Annotated in this window: 12 protein-coding genes; 10 read left to right on the top strand and 2 right to left on the bottom strand. The window is 73.7% G+C overall.

The features are described from left to right. The coding region (locus VR45_RS50085; protein ID WP_159394249.1) for a CHAT domain-containing protein at positions 1–4,190 on the top strand (4,190 nt) is incomplete at its 5' end. A gap of 28 nt (positions 4,191–4,218) precedes the next feature. Here VR45_RS50085 and VR45_RS18135 read toward each other — a convergent pair. Continuing rightward, the gene (locus tag VR45_RS18135) at positions 4,219–4,869 is read right to left on the bottom strand and encodes a hypothetical protein (RefSeq protein ID WP_045940826.1); all 651 of its coding nucleotides are present in this window, start codon (positions 4,867–4,869) and stop codon (positions 4,219–4,221) included. Between the two features lie 144 nt (positions 4,870–5,013). On the opposite strand from VR45_RS18135, the gene VR45_RS18130 reads away from it, so the two are divergent. After that, on the top strand, positions 5,014–5,409 hold the full coding sequence (locus VR45_RS18130) for a hypothetical protein (RefSeq protein WP_045940825.1): 396 nt from the start codon (positions 5,014–5,016) through the stop codon (positions 5,407–5,409). A gap of 414 nt (positions 5,410–5,823) precedes the next feature. Here the strand turns inward: VR45_RS18130 and VR45_RS18125 are convergent, their stop codons facing one another. Then, on the bottom strand, positions 5,824–6,468 hold the full coding sequence (locus VR45_RS18125; protein ID WP_052709184.1) for a GntR family transcriptional regulator: 645 nt from the start codon (positions 6,466–6,468) through the stop codon (positions 5,824–5,826). 118 nt (positions 6,469–6,586) lie between these two features. Between VR45_RS18125 and VR45_RS18120 the strand changes: the two genes are divergently transcribed. The 8 genes from VR45_RS18120 (at position 6,587) to VR45_RS18085 (ending at position 16,751) form a co-directional block, all read left to right on the top strand. After that, complete coding sequence (locus VR45_RS18120) at positions 6,587–8,605, top strand: beta-galactosidase (RefSeq protein WP_045940824.1); 2,019 nt, start codon at positions 6,587–6,589, stop codon at positions 8,603–8,605. A 45-nt stretch (positions 8,606–8,650) separates the two neighbouring features. After that, on the top strand, positions 8,651–10,000 hold the full coding sequence (gene gcvPA / locus VR45_RS18115) for an aminomethyl-transferring glycine dehydrogenase subunit GcvPA (RefSeq protein WP_045940823.1): 1,350 nt from the start codon (positions 8,651–8,653) through the stop codon (positions 9,998–10,000). Next, entirely contained in the window at positions 9,997–11,592 is a 1,596-nt protein-coding gene (gene gcvPB, locus VR45_RS18110) for an aminomethyl-transferring glycine dehydrogenase subunit GcvPB (RefSeq protein WP_078896631.1), read from the top strand. The genes gcvPA and gcvPB overlap by 4 nt, the downstream gene beginning before the upstream one ends. Then, positions 11,589–12,713: an NAD(+)/NADH kinase gene (locus VR45_RS18105; protein WP_045940829.1), complete on the top strand. Its 1,125-nt coding sequence runs from the start codon at positions 11,589–11,591 to the stop codon at positions 12,711–12,713. Before gcvPB ends, VR45_RS18105 begins: the two co-directional genes overlap by 4 nt. Continuing rightward, positions 12,710–13,459 (top strand): SDR family NAD(P)-dependent oxidoreductase, encoded by a 750-nt coding sequence (locus VR45_RS18100; protein ID WP_045940822.1) that lies wholly within the window; start codon positions 12,710–12,712, stop codon positions 13,457–13,459. The genes VR45_RS18105 and VR45_RS18100 overlap by 4 nt, the downstream gene beginning before the upstream one ends. 134 nt (positions 13,460–13,593) lie before the next feature. Then, positions 13,594–14,928, top strand: coding sequence for a sugar ABC transporter substrate-binding protein (locus tag VR45_RS18095; protein WP_045940821.1), 1,335 nt, complete (start codon positions 13,594–13,596; stop codon positions 14,926–14,928). Then, a complete protein-coding gene (locus VR45_RS18090) occupies positions 14,925–15,899 on the top strand; it encodes a sugar ABC transporter permease (RefSeq protein WP_078896630.1) in 975 nt (324 codons plus the stop codon). The genes VR45_RS18095 and VR45_RS18090 overlap by 4 nt, the downstream gene beginning before the upstream one ends. A 9-nt stretch (positions 15,900–15,908) precedes the next feature. Then, complete coding sequence (locus tag VR45_RS18085; RefSeq protein WP_045940820.1) at positions 15,909–16,751, top strand: carbohydrate ABC transporter permease; 843 nt, start codon at positions 15,909–15,911, stop codon at positions 16,749–16,751. The last annotated feature ends 85 nt before the right edge of the window (positions 16,752–16,836 follow it).

Below are 16,836 nucleotides of genomic sequence, written 5' to 3'. Positions count from 1 at the left end.
ACGCGGCGGCGGATCCGCGGCGGGCGGCGATGGCGCTGTCCGGGGCGCTGACAGCGTTCACGCGGGCGCGCACGCTGCTGGAGGACGCGGGGCCGGCCGCGCCGGGCGGGGCGCTCGCGGAGGTGCGGTGCCTGCTCGGGCTGACGCTCGCGGTCCGGTACTGGAACGGCGTCGAGCGGCCGGAGTTCGCCGAGGACGAGGAGATCCGGGCCGCGGTGTGGACCGAACGGGCCGAGGCCGTGGGGCTGTTGACGATCGGCGTGGCCGTGCTCGACCCGGCCGACCCGGAGCGGGCGGTGGCCGCGGCGAAGCTCGGGCTGCTGCTGTACGCGCGGTTCGAGGACGGGGAGGAGGACGAGCGGGCCCGTCCGGAGGACCTCGACCGGGCGGTGGCGGCGCTGCGCCTGGCCTGCCCCGTCCCGGTGCCGCTCGGGCCCTGGCAGGTGCTCGGCCCCGGCGGACCGGGCCGCGTCGGGGACGGGCGGGACCGGGACGACGCCTATGACGCCCACGACACGTATGACACCTACGACGCCTACGACGCCTACGACGACCAGGATCCCGGCCACCTGATGGCCCTCGGCTGCGCGCTCGCCGACCGCTGCGACCGCGACGGCGCCCTCGCCGACCGCGCCGCCGCCGACGCCGTCCTGACGGGCCTGCTCGACCGGCTGCGCCCGCAACCGTGGCACGAACCGGGCGACGCCCCGCCGCGCCCCGACCCGGACGCCGTTCCGGGCCCGGCCGAGCTCGCCGACCCCGTCGAACTGCTCGCCCGCCAACGCCTGGTCCGGCTGCTGCTCGGTCCGGCGGCGGACGGCGGCGGGGATGCCGGGACGGTCGACCGGGCCGTCGCCCAGCTGGAGACGATCGCGGCCACCACCGAGCCCGACGCGCCCGCCCGGCTGTGGGCCGCGCTGGTCCTGGTGGACCGGTACGAGGCCCGCGGCGGCGGCACCGTCGGTCCCGAGGACGCCGCCCACCGGCTCGCCCGGCTGCGCGACCTGCGCCGGCTGGTCCCGCCCGAGGACCCGGACGGCGGCACCGTGCGCTGGGTGCTCGGGAGCACGCTCGGCGGCCTCGCCCGGCTCGACCGCTACCTCCTGACCGCCGAGGCGCGGGAGGCCGTCGAGGTGCTGCGCGAGGGCCTCGCCGGGATGGCCGGGGACGACCCGGTGCGGCCGCCCTCGCACGCGATGCTCGGCACGATGGTCAACGCGCTGTGCGAGCAGGAGCCGGACTCCTACCGCCTGGAGGAGGCGCTGCACCACCTCGAACGGGCCGTCGACACCATGGGCGAGGAGGACCACGGCATCCGCCGCAGCGACATCCTCCAGCAACTCGCCCACGCCTCCATCGCCCGGGACGAGTTCTCCACCGACCGGGCCGCGCTGGACCGGGTGATCGGCCTGCTCGACGACGCCCGGGCCCGGCCCTCCGGCACCCTGTGGTCGGAGGAGCACCTGGACGGCTCGCTGGCCGCCGTGATGAGCAAGCGGTTCGCGTTCACCAACGCCGCCGCCGACCTGGACGCGGCGATCCGGTACGAACGCGCCGCGTTCCGCCGGGCCGCGCCGGACGACGTCAACCGCGTCGTCCATCTGGAGAACCTCTCCGTCAGCCTCTACCGGCGCTACCTCATCGGCGGCGACCATCAGGACCTGGAGGCCTCCCGCCGCTACACCGACGAGGTGGTGTCCTTCCTCGCCACCAGCGACCTCCCGGGCGTCGGGCGGCTGCTCGGCGGGCAGCGGCCGATGCTCGAACGGACCCGGCTGATGCTGGAGTTCCAGGCCGCCCTGGTGGTCCAGGACGTCGAGGCGATGGCGCGGGTGGTGGCCGAGCTGGAACCGCTGGTCGCGGCGGTGCCCGAGGACGATCCGCTCCGGCTGATGGCACGCGGCGACCTCGGTGTGGTGATGTTCTTCCACGCGGTGCACGCGGCGCACGGGGGCTCGGCCCGGCTGACGGACGCGGTCGCTCTGATGATGGAGGCGGCGGACGGGACGCCGGCGGGGCACCTGTACAAGGCCGTGCTGACCATGCGGGCCGCCGGCGCGCTCGTCATGCTCGCCGTGCAGCGGCCGTTCAACGAGACCCACGCGGGGGGCGCGCTCCGCTACCTGGACGCCTTCCTCGCGGAGACCGACCCGACCGGCCTGGAGGGCTCCCGGGGTCTGCTGCTGCGGGCCACCCTGCTGCTGGAGCGCTACCGCCACGCGCGCCGGCCCGCCGACGCCGCCGAGGCGCTGGCCGCCGCGGGGTCCGTGCGCGAGCGGATGCGGCAGGGGACGCCGACCCGGATGCTGGCCAAGGTGAGCGGGATCCTCGCCGCCGTCCACCGGGCCCGACTCGGGCCGGAGGACCGCCGGCTCGGCCGCGAGTTCGGGCTGGCCGGGCTGCGCGAACTCGCCGCCGCGACCATGCTCCAGGCCTCGGCCGAACCCGCCCTGGTGCTGGCCAGGGACGCCGCGTCCGAGGCGCTGACGATCGCCGGGTGGTACATCGCCGACCGGGAGCACGAGGCGGGGGAGGCCCTGCCCGGCGCCTTCGTCCCCGGTGCCTCCGTCCCCGGTGCCTCCGTCCCCGGCGCCCCCGGTCCCGGCGGCGAGCCCCACCTGCGGGCCGCCGTCGAAGCGCTGGAACTGGGCCGCGGCCTGGTGCTGCACGCCTCCACCGCCACCACCGACGTCCCCGACCTGCTGCGGATCGCCGGGCACCAGGACCTCGCCGAGGCCTGGCTCGGCGCCGGCGGCGACGACGCCGGATCCGACGGCGGGCCCGCCGACCCCTTCGACTTCGACGCGCTGCTCGGCCTGCCCGGCACCCTGCTCGAATCCCTCCCCGGCGGCGCCGACATCCCCATGCCCGACGACCTGCGCCGCCGCGCGCTCACCGCCCTCGCCGCCGCCCCGGCCGGGACGGCACTCGTGTCCGCGCCCCCGGTCGAGGAGATCGCCCGGAGCCTTCGCGCGGCCGACGCGGACGCCCTGGTCTACCTGCTGCCGCCCGCCGACGGGCGCAGCGGCACGGCCCTGCTGATCACCGCAGGCGAGGACGGCGGCGCCGTCGACCTGCTGCCGCTCACCCTGGTCAGCAGCTCGGCGCTCGACCTGCTGCACACCTACCGGCGGGCGCACCGCGAACGCCAGTCCACCCTGGACGAGTTGCCGTCCCGTCACCCGGAGCGGGTCGCCGCCCGGCGCCGCTGGCTGGGCACCCTCGGCGAACTCTGCGACTGGGCCGGCACCGCCGTGATGCGCCCGCTGCTGCGCCACCCGGCCCTGCGGTCGGCCGCCGCCCGCCGCGCGCCGGGTGCGCCGCCCCGGCTGGTGCTGGTGCCGTTCGGCGCGCTGGGCGGTGTGCCCTGGCACGCGGGGCTGCTCAGCAGCGGGCTGCGCGACGGCGGACGGCCGGTGCGGGCCGTGGAACGCGCGGTGGTCTCCTACGCCGCCTCCGCCCGGCAGTTCTGCGAGGTGGTCCGGCGGCCCCGGCTGCCGCTCGCCGAACGGCCGGTGGTCGTCGGCGACCCCACCAGGGACCTGATGTTCGCCGAGGTCGAGGCCGAGTACCTGCACGCCGACCACTACCCGCACGGCACCCTGCTCGGCTACGTCGAGGACGCCGAGGGGGCGGGCACCCCGGCCGAGGTGCTGGCCGCGCTGCCCGCGCCCGGACGGGCCGGGGCCTCCGTGCTCCACCTGGCCTGCCACGCACTGCCGTCCGGGCGCTCGCCGCTCGACGCCTACCTCGCCCTCGCCCCCGACCCGGGCGCCGGGGACCGCGAGGGCCGGCTGCCGGTCGGCGACATCCTCCGCCAGGCCCTGGGCCGCCCGCCGGGCTCCCCGGGCGGGCTGGTCGTGCTCGACGCCTGCGTCAGCGACCACACCGGCGAGGACCTCGACGAGGCGCTCACCCTCTCCAGCGCCTTCCTCGCCGCCGGGGCGACGGGCGCGGTCGGCTCGCGCTGGGAGGTGTCCGACGAGATGGTCTGCGTGCTGATGTACGTCCTCCACGGCCGCCTCGCCGCCGGCGACCCGCCCGCCGAGGCCCTGCGCCGCGCCCAGCTGTGGGCCCTGGACCCCGACCGCAGCCTGCCGCCGGGCGCCCCGCCCGAACTCGTCTCGCTGGCCCGCCGCGCCCCGGACGCCCTGGAGGTCTGGGCGGCCTTCTCCTACCAGGGCTACTGACCGGATGGCGGTAAGCCCTGAACTTGCGCTACGGCAGAGCGAGTTCCTTGCGGGCCTCGGTGATCTGGTTCAGCACGCCGTGCGCCTCGGAGGTCTCCGCCAGTCCGGTCGCCTCGGCGAGCAGAGCGGCGGCGTCCTCCCGCCGGTCCTGCTGGGCGGCGAGGTGGGCGAGGCCGACCAGGTTGGCCGCCACTCCGGGCAGGAAGCCGAGTTCCCACCGCAGCCGGGTGGATTCCTCCAGCCGTTCGCGGGCCGTCGGGAGGTCCCCGGTGATGTGGGCGGCGATGCCGAGGTGCCGCAGTGCGTAGCTCATGGTGAGGAGGTCCCCGGTGCGGGTGGCGAGGGCGAGCGCGCCCTCCAGGGCGGGGAGGGCGGCGGCCGCGTCGCCCCGGACGACCTGGTGGAACGTCCCGGTCCAGAACAGCGCCTCGCCCTCGCCCCGCGCGTCGCCGAGCTCCCGGTAGAACGCGGCGGCCCGCTCGAACAGCTCCAGCTCGCGCGGATCCTCGACCCGGTCCGCCAGGAACCGGGCGTGCAGCACCCGCCCCCGGGCCAGCGCGAGGTCCGCCTCGACCCCGTCCAACCCCCGCTCCGCCGCCGTCAGTCCACTGCCGTCGCCGCCGAACACGGCTGTCTCGTAGTGGAGTCCGGCCTGCTCGATCCGTATGTCCCTGGTCATGCGCCGATCCTAGCCAGGCGGTCCGCCCGCGGCGGTGGCCTCCTCGGCGGTGGCCGCTTCGCCCCGGGCGGAACCGCCGGTCGGGGTCCGTGCGTGATCGGGGGTGTCCCAGTACCGCCCGTCCCCGCACACGCTTGGAGTCCCATGACCGACTACCGGACCGTCGGCCTCATTCACCTGTTCATCGCCGCCGTCTCGGTCCTCACCCCGTTGATCGGCGCCGTGGTGGCGGGTACGTTCCTCCGTCGCCGGGGGCGCAACGCCCGCCTGGCGATGATCGGCTGTCTGGTGACGGCCCCGGGGCCGGTCGTCCTCGTCCTGGGGGCGGGCCTCGGCCTCGACACCGTGTTCGCGGACCTGGAGCCGCTGGTGGCGATGAGCGTGCTCTCGGGGATCGCCACCCTGTTCCACCTGACCGGTCTCGTCCTGATCCTGGCCGGGGCCCTCAGCGCGCCCGGCCGGCCCGCTCCTCTCCAGGCTCCCTATCCCTACGCGGCCCCGTTCCACGTGTATCCCAACGACGCGCCCCCGGGGCACTGACGCGAGGGAGACATGCCGGTGCCCGCCCTCGCGAACGCGGCGGGGCGGGACGCCGTCAATGGCCGGGGCGGGCCTCTGACGACATCCCGCCATCGCGCCGCCTGCCACTGCAACAGGTGCTGGGGGGAAGGGACTTGGCGAAGCCCGGCGGCGGTCGAAGGGCGGCCGGGCGCGGGGGAAGAGGTCGGGTCCGACCCGGGTCGCAGCCGTCCCGGGTCCGACGGGGGAGGCGGACCCGGGACGTGCTGAAATCGCGCTGCTGACAAGCGCGTTCACCGGTCCGCCGAGGGGTCGGGGTCCGGCTCTGCGACTACCGTGGACCAGGCCGGCCCGGGGTGTCAACGCGAACCGCCCGCCCGGCCCCTGTCGGGCCGTCAGGGACTGCCCCAAGGGGCACCGCGCGGCGCACCGGCCTCACTCCGCCGGGATGTGCGCGAGCATCCGCTCCATCCCGCCGATCCAGTTGGCCCGCAGGGCGGTGATGGCGCCGGGCAGGTCGTCCTCCAGCAGCCGGCGGGCGATCTCGCAGTGCTCCTCCGACTCGCGGGCCACCGGCTCGTCCTCCGCGACGACCAGGTTCTCGTAGCGCCGCATCCCGGCCTTGACCCGGGTGAGGAGGTCGAGCAGGCGCTCGTTGGAGCAGCCGCTGAGCAGCAGGCCGTGCCACTCGTCGTCGCGCCGGTCGACCGTCGCGTGGGCGGCGACCTGGTCGGGGAAGCCCTGGGCGAGGTCCAGCAGGCGCGGGGCGATGGACCGCAGGTGTGCCGGGTCGGAGGACTCCAGCGCCAGCGACTCCAGGGCGGCGACGATCGCGACCAGTTCGCGGAACTCGGTGCGGCTGACCGGCGCGAAGCGGAAGCCCCGGCCCTGGCTGCTCTCCAGCACGCCCTCGCCGGCCAGGGCGATCAGGGCCTCCCGCAACGGGGTGCGGCTGACCCCGAGTTCGGCGGCCAGGACCGCCTCGTTCACGTCGGTGCCGGCCGCGAACTCGCCGCGGGTGAGGCGGTCCATCAGCTCGTCGCGGATCTGCTCGCGCAGTGGGCGGCGCTCGATCGCCATCGGGATCCCCCTTTTTTCGGATTCGCAGCATAGCCCTTGACCGCATTCAGTGTACTGCACTATGTATTTTGAATACAAAATTCCCAGCGGGGTCCTCGACCCCTGGAGGAGGCGGAGCATGGGCCTGACCCGGGTGCCGGGACTGCTGTTCGGGGGCGACTACAACCCCGAACAGTGGCCCGAGGAGGTCTGGCAGGAGGACGTCCGGCTGATGGCGGAGGCGGGCGTCAACCTCGTCACCGTCGGCGTCTTCTCCTGGTCCCGACTGGAACCCGCCCCCGGCGTCCACGACTTCGGCTGGCTGGACCGTGTGCTCGACCTGCTCCACGCGCACGGCATCGCCGTCGACCTCGCCACCGCCACCGCGACCCCGCCGCCCTGGCTGGTCCGCGAGCACCCGGAGGTGATGCCGGTCGACGCCGCCGGGACCAGGCTGGAGTTCGGCTCCCGGCAGGGCTACTGCCCCTCCTCACCGGTGTTCCGCGCCGCCACCGTCCGGCTCGCCCGGGCCGTGGCCGAGCGCTACCGCGACCACCCCGCGCTCGCCATGTGGCATGTGAGCAACGAGTACGCCGACCACACCGCCGAGTGCTTCTGCCCGGAGTCGGCCCGCGACTTCCGCCGCTGGCTGCAGGAGCGCCACCGCTCCCTGGGCGGCCTCAACGCGGCCTGGGGGACGTCCTGCTGGGGCCAGCACTACACCGACTGGACGCAGATCGAGCCGCCCCGCAAGGCGCCAGGACCGGTCAACCCGGCGCAGCTGCTGGACTGGCGCCGCTTCTCCAGCGACGCGCTGCTCGCCTGCTTCGAGGCCGAGCGCGCGGTGCTCAAGGAGGTCACCCCGGACGTGCCGGTGACCACCAACTTCATGAGCGTGCTGCGCGACCTCGACTACTGGGAGTGGGCCGCCGCCGAGGACGTCGTCACCGACGACGCCTACCCGGACCCGGCCGACCCCCGGGCCGCGGTGAAGGCCGCGCTCAGCTACGACCTGATGCGCTCGCTGAAGCGGCAGCCCTGGCTGCTGCTGGAGTCCGCGCCGAGCGCGGTCAGCTGGCGGCCGGTCAACGTCCCCAAGGACCCCGGGGTGATGCGGCTGCACAGCCTCCAGGCGCTCGCCCACGGCTCCGACGGCGTGATGTTCTTCCAGTGGCGCCAGGCCCGCTACGGCCCGGAGAAGTTCCACTCCGCGATGCTGCCGCACGGCGGCACCGCGACCCGGCAGTGGCGCGAGACGCTCGCCCTCGGCGCGGACGTCCGCCGGCTGGCCGAGGTCGCCGGCAGCACCACCCGGGCCGAGGTCGCGCTGCTGCTGGACTGGGACAGCTGGTGGGGGCTGGAGGCGCCCGAGTCGATGCCCTCCGACCGGCTCCGGCTGCACGAGCTGCTGCTCTCCTGGTACGCGCCGCTGCACGCCCGGGGCATCGCCGTCGACCTGGCCCCGCCCGGGCGCGACCTCTCCGGCTACCGGCTGGTGATCGCCCCCAACCTCTACCTGTGCACGGCCGAGCAGGCCGCCGCGCTGGCCGCCTTCCCCGGCCACCTGGTGGTCGGGCCGTTCAGCGGGGTGGTCGACGCCGCCGACCAGGTCCACGACGGCGGGGCGCCCGGGCCGCTGCGCGAACTGCTCGGGGTGCGGGTCGAGGAGTGGCGGCCGCTGCCCGACGGCGTCACCCAGGAGGTGGAGACGGCGGACGGCACCCGGCTGACCACCCGCACCTGGACCGAGTGGGTGGAGGCCGACGGGGCCGAGGTGGTGGCGCGCTACCGGGGCGGCCCGCTGGACGGCCGCCCGGCCGTCACCCGGCGCGGTGCCAGGACCGCAAGCGCCACCTATCTGAGCTGTCTGCCCGAGGACCCGTCCCCGCTGCTGGACGAGGTGCTGGCCGCCGCCGGCGTCACCGGCGTCGCCGGGCCCGACCTGCCCGAGGGCGTCGAGGCCTGCCGCCGCGGCCGCTACCTCTTCCTGCTCAACCACGGCAGCCGGACGGCCACCGTCCCGCTGCCGACCCCGAGCCCGAGCCCGACCGGTACCGACACCGACACGGTGTTCACCGACCTGCTGACCGGCCGTCCGCTGCCGAGTGGCCCCCTGACGCTCGCGCCCGGCGACGCCGTCGTCCTTGAGCAGTCCTGAAGCAAGTCCTGAAGCAGTCCCGAAGCCCTGACCCGAGGAGTGCCAGTGGCCCATCCCTACATCCCCAACGCGGGGCCCGAGACCAGGGCGGCGATGCTCGCCGAGATCGGCGCCCCCGACGCCGCCGAGTTCTACCGCGACATCCCCGCCGAACTCCGGCTCGACCGCCCGCTCGACCTGCCCGCGCCGTACACCGACGAGCCCGGCCTGGTCCGGCACCTGCACGGCCTGCTGGCGCGCAACACCCACCCGGCCGAACTGCTGAGCTTCCTCGGCCACGGCTGCTACCACCACCACGTCCCGGCGGTGTGCGACGAGGTGAACGGCCGGGGCGAGTTCCTCACCGCCTACGCGGGCGAGCCCTACGAGGACCACGGCCGCTTCCAGGCCCTCTTCGAGTATGTCTCGATGATGGCCGAGCTGCTGGAGATGGACGTCGTCAACGTCCCCGTCTACGACGGCTACCAGGCGACCGGGACGGCCCTGCGGATGGCCGCGCGCCGCACCGGACGCTCCAAGGTGCTGGTGAGCGGGGCGATCGCGGCCGACAAGCTGGCCAAGATCCGCGACTACCTCACCCCGGACGTCGAGGTGCGACTCGCGCCCGTGGCCGACTCCGGGGAGATGGGCGAGGTGCGGCTGGACGACACCTTCGCCGCGCTCTACCTGGAGACGCCCACCGTGCACGGCGTGGTCGAGACCCGGGGCCGGGAGCTGGCCGAACTGGCGCACGGCGTCGGCGCGCTGCTGGTCGTCGGCACCGACCCGATCTCGCTCGGCGTGCTCGCCCCGCCCGCCTCCTACGGCGCCGACCTGGTCTGCGGGGACATCCAGTCGCTCGGCATGCACCCGCAGTACGGCGGCGGCCAGGCCGGGTTCATCGCGAGCCACGACGACGAGCGGCTGGTCGCCGAGTTCCCGTCCCGGCTGTTCGGCATCGCCCCGACGGCCGTGCCCGGCGAGTACGGCTTCGGCGACGTCTTCTACGACCGGACCTCGTTCGCGCTGCGCGAGGAGGGCAAGGAGTGGGTCGGCACGGCGGCCGCCCTGTGGGGCATCACCGCCGGCGTCTACCTCGCGCTGATGGGCCCGCAGGGGATGCGGGAGATCGGCGAGACCGTGCTCGCCCGGACCCGCTACGCGATGCGGGCGCTGGCCTCGGCCGGCGCCGTGGTCCGCCACCAGGAGGCCGTGCACTTCCGGGAGTTCGCCGTGGAGGTGCCGGACGCCGACGCGCTGCTCGCCGACCTGCACGGCCGGGGCATCCTCGGCGGCGTGCGGCTCGGGGACCGCGAGGTCCTGGTCTGCGTCACCGAACGGCACTCGATCGCCGACATCGACATCCTCGCGGCGGCCGTCAAGGACGCCCTCTCCGCCCTGGGAGGCGCCGAGTGAGCTCGCACACCGAACCCTTCGCCAGCCTGCCGGTCACCCCCAAGCCGGGCCTGCGGCGCTTCCACCAGGCCCGCTGGGACGAGGAGATCGTCTTCGAGCTGTCCCGGTCCGGCCGGCGCGGCGTGGGCGTGCCCGCGCCCGGCGCGCCCCTGGTCGAACTGCCGGAGTCGATCGCCCGCCGCACCCCGCCCGCGCTGCCCGAGCTCTCCCAGAACCAGGTGGTCCGGCACTACCTACGGCTCTCCCAGGAGACCCTCGGCGCGGACTTCAACATCGACGTCGGCCAGGGCACCTGCACCATGAAGTACAGCCCCAAGGTCAACGACTCCTTCGTCCGTGACCCGAGGATCGCCGCGCTGCACCCGCTGCAGCCCGAGTCCACCGTGCAGGGCGTGCTGGAGATCTACTGGCGGCTGGAGCAGATCCTCAAGGAGATTTCCGGCATGGCCCGGGTGTCGCTGCAACCGGGGGCGGGCTCCGCGGCGATCTACGCCAACATCGCGATGATCCGCGCCTACCACGCCTCGCGGGGCGAGGGCGGGCAGCGGGACCAGGTGATCACCACGATGTTCTCGCACCCCTCGAACGCGGCGTGCGCCAAGGTCGCCGGCTACGAGGTGATCACCCTCATGCCGGACGCCGACGGCAACCCGGATCTGGAGGCGCTGCGGGCGGCGGTCGGGCCGCGCACCGCCGCGCTGATGATCACCAACCCGGAGGACACCGGGATCTTCAACCCGCGGACCAAGGAGTTCGTCGACCTGGTCCACCAGGCCGGCGGGCTGGCCTGCTACGACCAGGCGAACGCCAACGGCATCCTCGGCATCACCCGGGCCCGGGACGCGGGCTTCGACCTGTGCCACTTCAACCTGCACAAGACCTTCTCCACCCCTCACGCCTGCGGCGGACCGGCGGCCGGTGCCTGCGGCGTCTCGGCGGCGCTGGTGCCGTTCCTGCCCGGGCCGGTCGTCGACCGGGTCGAGAACGCGGAGACCGCAGAAGGGGAGCAGGAGGTGTTCACCCTGACCACCCCCGAGCGCTCGGTCGGCAAGATCCGCCCCTTCCTCGGCGTCACCCCCAATGTGGTGCGCGCCTACGCCTGGGTGATGGCGCTCGGCGCCGAGGGCCTGCGCGAGGTCGCCGAGACGGCCGTGCTCAACAACAACTACCTACTGGCTAAGGTCGCCCGGATCCCCGGCGCCTCGGTGCCGTGGGCCGACCGCCGCCGGGTCGAGCAGGTCCGCTACTCCTGGCAGCAGCTGACCGAGGAGACCGGCGTCCACTCCGAGGAGATCGGTATCCGCGCGGCGGACTTCGGCGTGCACTACTGGACCAGCCACCACCCGTACGTGGTGCCCGAGCCCTTCACCCTGGAGCCCACCGAGTCCTACTCCAGGGAGGACCTCGACGAGTACGCGGCGATCCTCGCCCATGTCGCCGACGAGGCCCGCAAGGACCCGGAGTTCGTCCGCAACGCGCCCTACCGGCAGACGGTGCACCGGATCGACCCGGCCTCGCTGGACGACCCGGCACAGTGGTCGCCCAGCTGGCGCGCCTACCGCCGCAAGCACGGCGGGCAGCCCCGGGCATGATCGTCGGCCTGATCGTGAACCCCGTCGCCGGCCTCGGCGGCGCCGTCGCCCTCAAGGGCAGCGACGGGCCTGACATCCAGGCCAGGGCGGTCGCGCTGGGCGCCGTCCCCCGGGCGGCCGAGCGCGCGGCCGCCGCGCTGCGCGCCCTGCGGGCCCGCCGCCCGGACGTCCTGGTGCGCACCGTGGCCGGGCCGATGGGGGAGGACAGCGCCCGGGCGGCGGGCGTCCCGTACCGGCTCGCGCACCGTCCGCCCGCGACATCGGCGTCCACCGGGGCATCGGCCACCGGCGCGGCCGACACCCGGGCGGCGGTCGCGGCGCTCGGCGAGGTGGACCTGCTGCTGTTCGCGGGCGGTGACGGGACGGCGCGCGACGTCCTGGACGCGGGGCCGCGCCCACCGGTGCTCGGCGTCCCGGCCGGGGTGAAGGTCTACTCCGGCTGCTTCGCCGTCAGTCCGGCGGCGGCGGGCGCGACCGCCGCCGGGTTCGACGGCCGGACCGTCGACGCGGAGGTGGTCGACCTGGACGAGGAGGGCCACCGCGCGGGCCTGGTCGGCGCCCGGCTGTACGGCACGCTGCGGGTGCCGGCGGCCCGGGACCGGCTGAGCGGGCGCAAGACCGGCTCCTCGGCGGCGCCGCCCGGCTCGGCCGAGTCCATCGCCCGCGCGGTGGTGGCGGGCATGCGCCCCGGCACCGCCTATGCGCTCGGCCCCGGCGCCACCACGCTCGCCGTCGGGCGGGCGCTCGGGCTGGCGCTGACACCGCTGGGCGTGGACGTGGTCCGGGACGGCGCCCTGCTCGCCCCGGACGTGACCGAGCAGCGGCTGCATGCCATTGCCATGTCACAGGTGACGCATGGTGTGTTGTCGGTGATCGGTGGGCAGGGTTTCGTGATCGGGCGCGGGAACCAGCAGTTCAGTCCCCGGGTCCTGGCCGCGCTCGCCGGGGTCGTCGTGCTCGCCACCCAGCAGAAGCTGGCCGCGCTCGGCGGGCGGCCGCTGCTGGTCGACAGCGGCGACCCCCGGGCCGACGCCGCGTTCGAGGGCCACGTCCGAGTGGTCACCGGACACCGTGAATCAGTGCTGTACCGCATCAGTTCGGCGAGTGAGGAGCTTTCATGAACACCCTGCGCAACAAGGTCGCCATCGTCACCGGCGGCGCCTCCGGCATCGGCCGGGCCACCGCCGAACTGTTCGCCGCCGAGGGCGCCGCCGTGGTCGTCGCCGACCTCGCGGACGCGAGCGAGGTCGTCCGCGGCATCGAGGCGGCCGGCGGCCGGGCGGTGGCGGTGCGCGCCGACGTCTCCTCGGAGACCGACTGCGAACGGATCGTCACCATCGCCGTGCAGACCTTCGGCGGGCTGCACGTCCTGTTCAACAACGCCGGCATCATCCGCCGCCAGACCGCGCTGGAGATCTCCGCCGACGACTGGGACCGGGTGATGGCCGTCAATGTGCGGTCCGTCTACCTGATGTGCCGCTTCGCCGTGCCGGCCATGACCGAGGGCGGGTCGATCGTCAACACCGGCTCCGGCTGGGGGTTGAAGGGCGGCGGCAACGCGCTGTCCTACTGCGCCTCCAAGGCGGCGGTCGTCAACATGACGCGCGCGCTGGCGATCGACCACGCGGCCGCCGGCATCCGGGTCAACTCCGTCAACCCGGGCGACACCATGACGCCGATGCTCCGCGACGAGGCGCGCCAGCTCCAGGAGGAGTGGGCGGTGTTCGAGAAGGACGCCGCCGACCGGCCGATGGGCCGGGCCGGCACGCCGCAGGAGATCGCCGCCGCGGTGCTCTTCCTGGCGGGCGACGCCAGCAGCTACATGACCGGCTCCGCCCTCGTCGTCGACGGCGGCGGCCTCGCCTGACACCCGCACCACCCGCTCCACGTACGTACGGACGCACCACCCGCTCCAGGTACGGACGCACCACCCCCTGCACGCACCGAGGTACCACCCCCCTTCGCGACACCCCACCCTCACGAAAGCCCAGGAGGCATCCGATGTCCGCTTTCACGAGTCCGACGAGGTTCACGAGAAGAACAGCCCTGGTCGCCGCCGCGGCGGCACTGGCCGTCACCGTCACCGGCTGCAGCGGAACCAACGGCGCGGGCGGCGCCGGCGACGCCAAGGCCGACGGCGGCAAGGTCACCATCCGCTGGTCGACCTGGGGCTCGGCCGAGGACATGGCGGTCTTCAAGACCTTCACGGACGAGTTCGCCAAGAAGTACCCGAACATCACCCTCAAGCTGGAGCAGGTCGCCTCCTACGAGGACTACCACCCCAAGCTGCTCACCCAGCTCACCTCGAAGACCGCGCCGGACGTCTTCTACGTCGGTGACGACTACATCGGCAAGCTGGTCGCCGACGGCGTGCTCTCCCCGCTCGACCAGCAGCTCGCCGGACCGGACAGCCGCAGCAAGCCGGCCGACTTCTTCGAGGGCATCTACGGCGGTGCCAAGAAGGACGGCGTCACCTACGGCGTGCCCAACGACACCAACCCCGAGGTGCTCTGGTTCGACAAGAAGGCCCTCGCCGCGGCCGGCATCACCGAGGACCCGGCCGCGCTGAACGAGGCCGGTCAGTGGACCACGGCGAAGTTCCTGGAGATGAACGCCAAGCTCAAGGCGGCGGACCGGACCGGCACCATCTTCTGGAACTGGTACGGCGCCAACTACAGCGTCGTCAACGGCTTCGGCGGAAAGGTGTGGGACGGCGGGAAGTTCGTCGCCACCACCGACCCGAAGACCCGCCAGGCGCTGAAGACCCTCGCCGACGGCTACCGGGACAAGACCTTCGCCTCCGCCGACCTGCTGCCCGAGGGCAACGGCGCGGCCACCCAGTTCATCAAGCACAAGGCCGGCTTCTACGCCGGCGGCCGCTGGGTCATCGAGGGCATCGACAAGGGCGGCGACCGCGAGAGCTACGACATCGTGCCGTTCCCGTCCGAGAGCGGGCAGCCGATACCCGGCGCCGTCGCCGCCTCCTACCTGACCGTCAACAAGGACAGCAAGCACCCGAAGGAGGCCTTCACCTTCCTGACCGAGTTCGTCAGCAAGGAGGGCCAGCAGCTGCGGCTCAAGGGCGGCAGCGCCGTCCCCTCCGTCCGGGGCGCCGAGAGTCTGGTCACCGAGGGCAACTACCCGCCGCACGCCAAGACCTTCCTGGACGTCCGCGACCGGGGCTTCGCCAACTACCCCGACGAGGTGGCCGTCCCCGGTCTGACCAAGGCGATCAACGACCAGCTGATGAAGATCTGGGAGGGCAAGACCGGCTTCGACGAGGGCATGACCCAGCTCCAGACCCTGGTCGACGGCATGAAGGGCAACAAGGGGTGAGCGCCCCCACCCAGGCCGCGGCCCGGCGGCGGGAGCGTCCCGCCGCCGGCCCGGCGGGCAGCGCCCCCACCGCGCGCGGCGGCCGCGAGCCGCTCTGGCGCCGCCGCGACCGGCGGTGGGCCCTGGTCTTCCTCGGCCCCCAACTGCTGGGCCTGCTGGTCTTCCTGGTCGGCCCGCTCGGATTCGCCGTGGTCCTCTCCTTCATGCGCTGGGACGGCCTCGGCGACGCGACCTGGGTCGGACTGGACAACTTCCGCACCCAGCTGACCGATCCGGAGTTCGGTCGGGCGGTGTGGAACACCCTCAAGATCGGGCTGATCACCGTGCCCGGCGGCCTCGCCCTGGCGCTGCTGATCGCCCTCGCCCTGCACGGGGTGCGCGGGCGGACCGCCTACCGGATCGTCTACTTCCTTCCGGTGGTGACCAGTTCGGTCGCGGTGTCGGTGATCTGGCAGATGATCCTCGGGGGCGGCGCCGACGGCATCCTCAACGGGACCGTCCACGACATCCTCGGGATCACCCTGCCCGACTGGCTGGCCGACCCCGACTGGGTGGTGGTCGCGGTCTCGGTGGTGACCGTCTGGTCCTCGCTCGGCCTCAATGTGGTGATCTTCCTGGCCGGGCTGGCCACCGTCCCGACCAATCTGCTGGAGGCCGCCCGGATCGACGGCGCCGGCCCCTGGCAGACCCTGCGCTCGGTCACCCTGCCGCTGCTGTCGCCCACCGTCTTCTTCACCGTGGTGGTGTCGGTGATCAGCTCGTTCCAGGCCTTCGACCTCGTCTACGTCCTGGTCAACCCGGACCACAACGAGGGTGCCCAGACCATCGTCTACAAGGTCTACCAACAGGGCTTCCGGGAGTTCCACTTCGGACTGTCGAGCGCCGCCGCCCTGCTCCTGCTGCTGCTGACCCTGATCGTCACGGCGGTCCAGTTCCAGGCGCAGAAGCGCTTCGTCCACTACGAGTCCTGAGGCGCTGCCATGACCACCGTCCGCCACTCCACCGCCCCCCGGCAGCTCCTCCTGCACATCGGGCTCGTCCTCGGCGGCCTGCTGATGCTGTTCCCCTTCGTCTGGATGGTCCTGACCTCCTTCAAGGGCGTCAGCCAGATGATCAACGAGCCGCTGTCCTGGCTGCCCACGCCCTGGCGCGCGCAGAACTACCCCGACGTGCTGAACGAGGTGCCGATCGGGCGCGCGTACTGGAACAGCATGTACATCGCGGCGATCACCGTCGCCGCCACCCTGTTCACCGGCGCGATGGCCGCCTACGCCTTCGCCCGGATCCCGTTCCGGGGCTCCGGGCCGCTGTTCGGACTGTTCCTGGCCACCCAGATGGTGCCGGCCCAGGTGACCGTCGTGCCGCTGTACATCATGCTGGCCAAGCTCCAACTGATCGACTCGCACTTGGCGTTGATCCTGCCGGCGATCGCCAACCCGTTCGCGGTGTTCCTGCTCCGGCAGTTCATCCGGGCCGTCCCGGTCGAACTGGAGGAGGCGGCCCGGATCGACGGCGCCGGCCGCTGGACCATCTTCTGGCGGATCGTCCTGCCCAACATCCGGCCCGGCCTGTGGACGCTGGGCATCATCGTCTTCCTGGCCAGCTGGAACAGCTACTTCTTCCCGCTGGTGTTCCTCAACACCTCGGAGCTGTTCACCGTCCCGCTGCTGCTCGACTCCTTCAACTCCGGCCGCGGCGGCGTCGACTACGGGCTCACCGCGGCGCTCTCCGCGATGACCGTGGTACCGATGCTGATCGCCTTCCTGATCGGGCAGCGCAAGATCCTCAACAGCATGGCCTCCTCGGGCCTGGGAGGCCGCTGATGTCCACCGCCCCCACCTGCGCCGTCGAACTCGACCTGGACGAGCGGCCGTTCACCGAACGCGGCTCCCGGCTGCTGGTCACCGC

It is taken from the genome of Streptomyces sp. NRRL S-495, assembly GCF_000966955.1.
GTDB classification, from domain to species: domain Bacteria; phylum Actinomycetota; class Actinomycetes; order Streptomycetales; family Streptomycetaceae; genus Kitasatospora; species Kitasatospora purpeofusca.
This window is presented reverse-complemented; position numbering and strand designations above follow the sequence as displayed.

Excerpts from the sequence above, each read along its gene's own strand:
- VR45_RS18085 (WP_045940820.1), top strand. The coding sequence starts at position 15,909 with ATGACCACCGTCCGCCACTCCACCGCCCCCCGGCAGCTCCTCCTGCAC.
- VR45_RS18135 (WP_045940826.1), bottom strand. The coding sequence starts at position 4,869 with ATGACCAGGGACATACGGATCGAGCAGGCCGGACTCCACTACGAGACA.
- VR45_RS18095 (WP_045940821.1), top strand. The coding sequence starts at position 13,594 with ATGTCCGCTTTCACGAGTCCGACGAGGTTCACGAGAAGAACAGCCCTG.
- VR45_RS18125 (WP_052709184.1), bottom strand. The coding sequence starts at position 6,468 with ATGGCGATCGAGCGCCGCCCACTGCGCGAGCAGATCCGCGACGAGCTG.
- VR45_RS18105 (WP_045940829.1), top strand. The coding sequence starts at position 11,589 with ATGATCGTCGGCCTGATCGTGAACCCCGTCGCCGGCCTCGGCGGCGCC.
- VR45_RS18120 (WP_045940824.1), top strand. The coding sequence starts at position 6,587 with ATGGGCCTGACCCGGGTGCCGGGACTGCTGTTCGGGGGCGACTACAAC.
- VR45_RS18130 (WP_045940825.1), top strand. The coding sequence starts at position 5,014 with ATGACCGACTACCGGACCGTCGGCCTCATTCACCTGTTCATCGCCGCC.
- VR45_RS18100 (WP_045940822.1), top strand. The coding sequence starts at position 12,710 with ATGAACACCCTGCGCAACAAGGTCGCCATCGTCACCGGCGGCGCCTCC.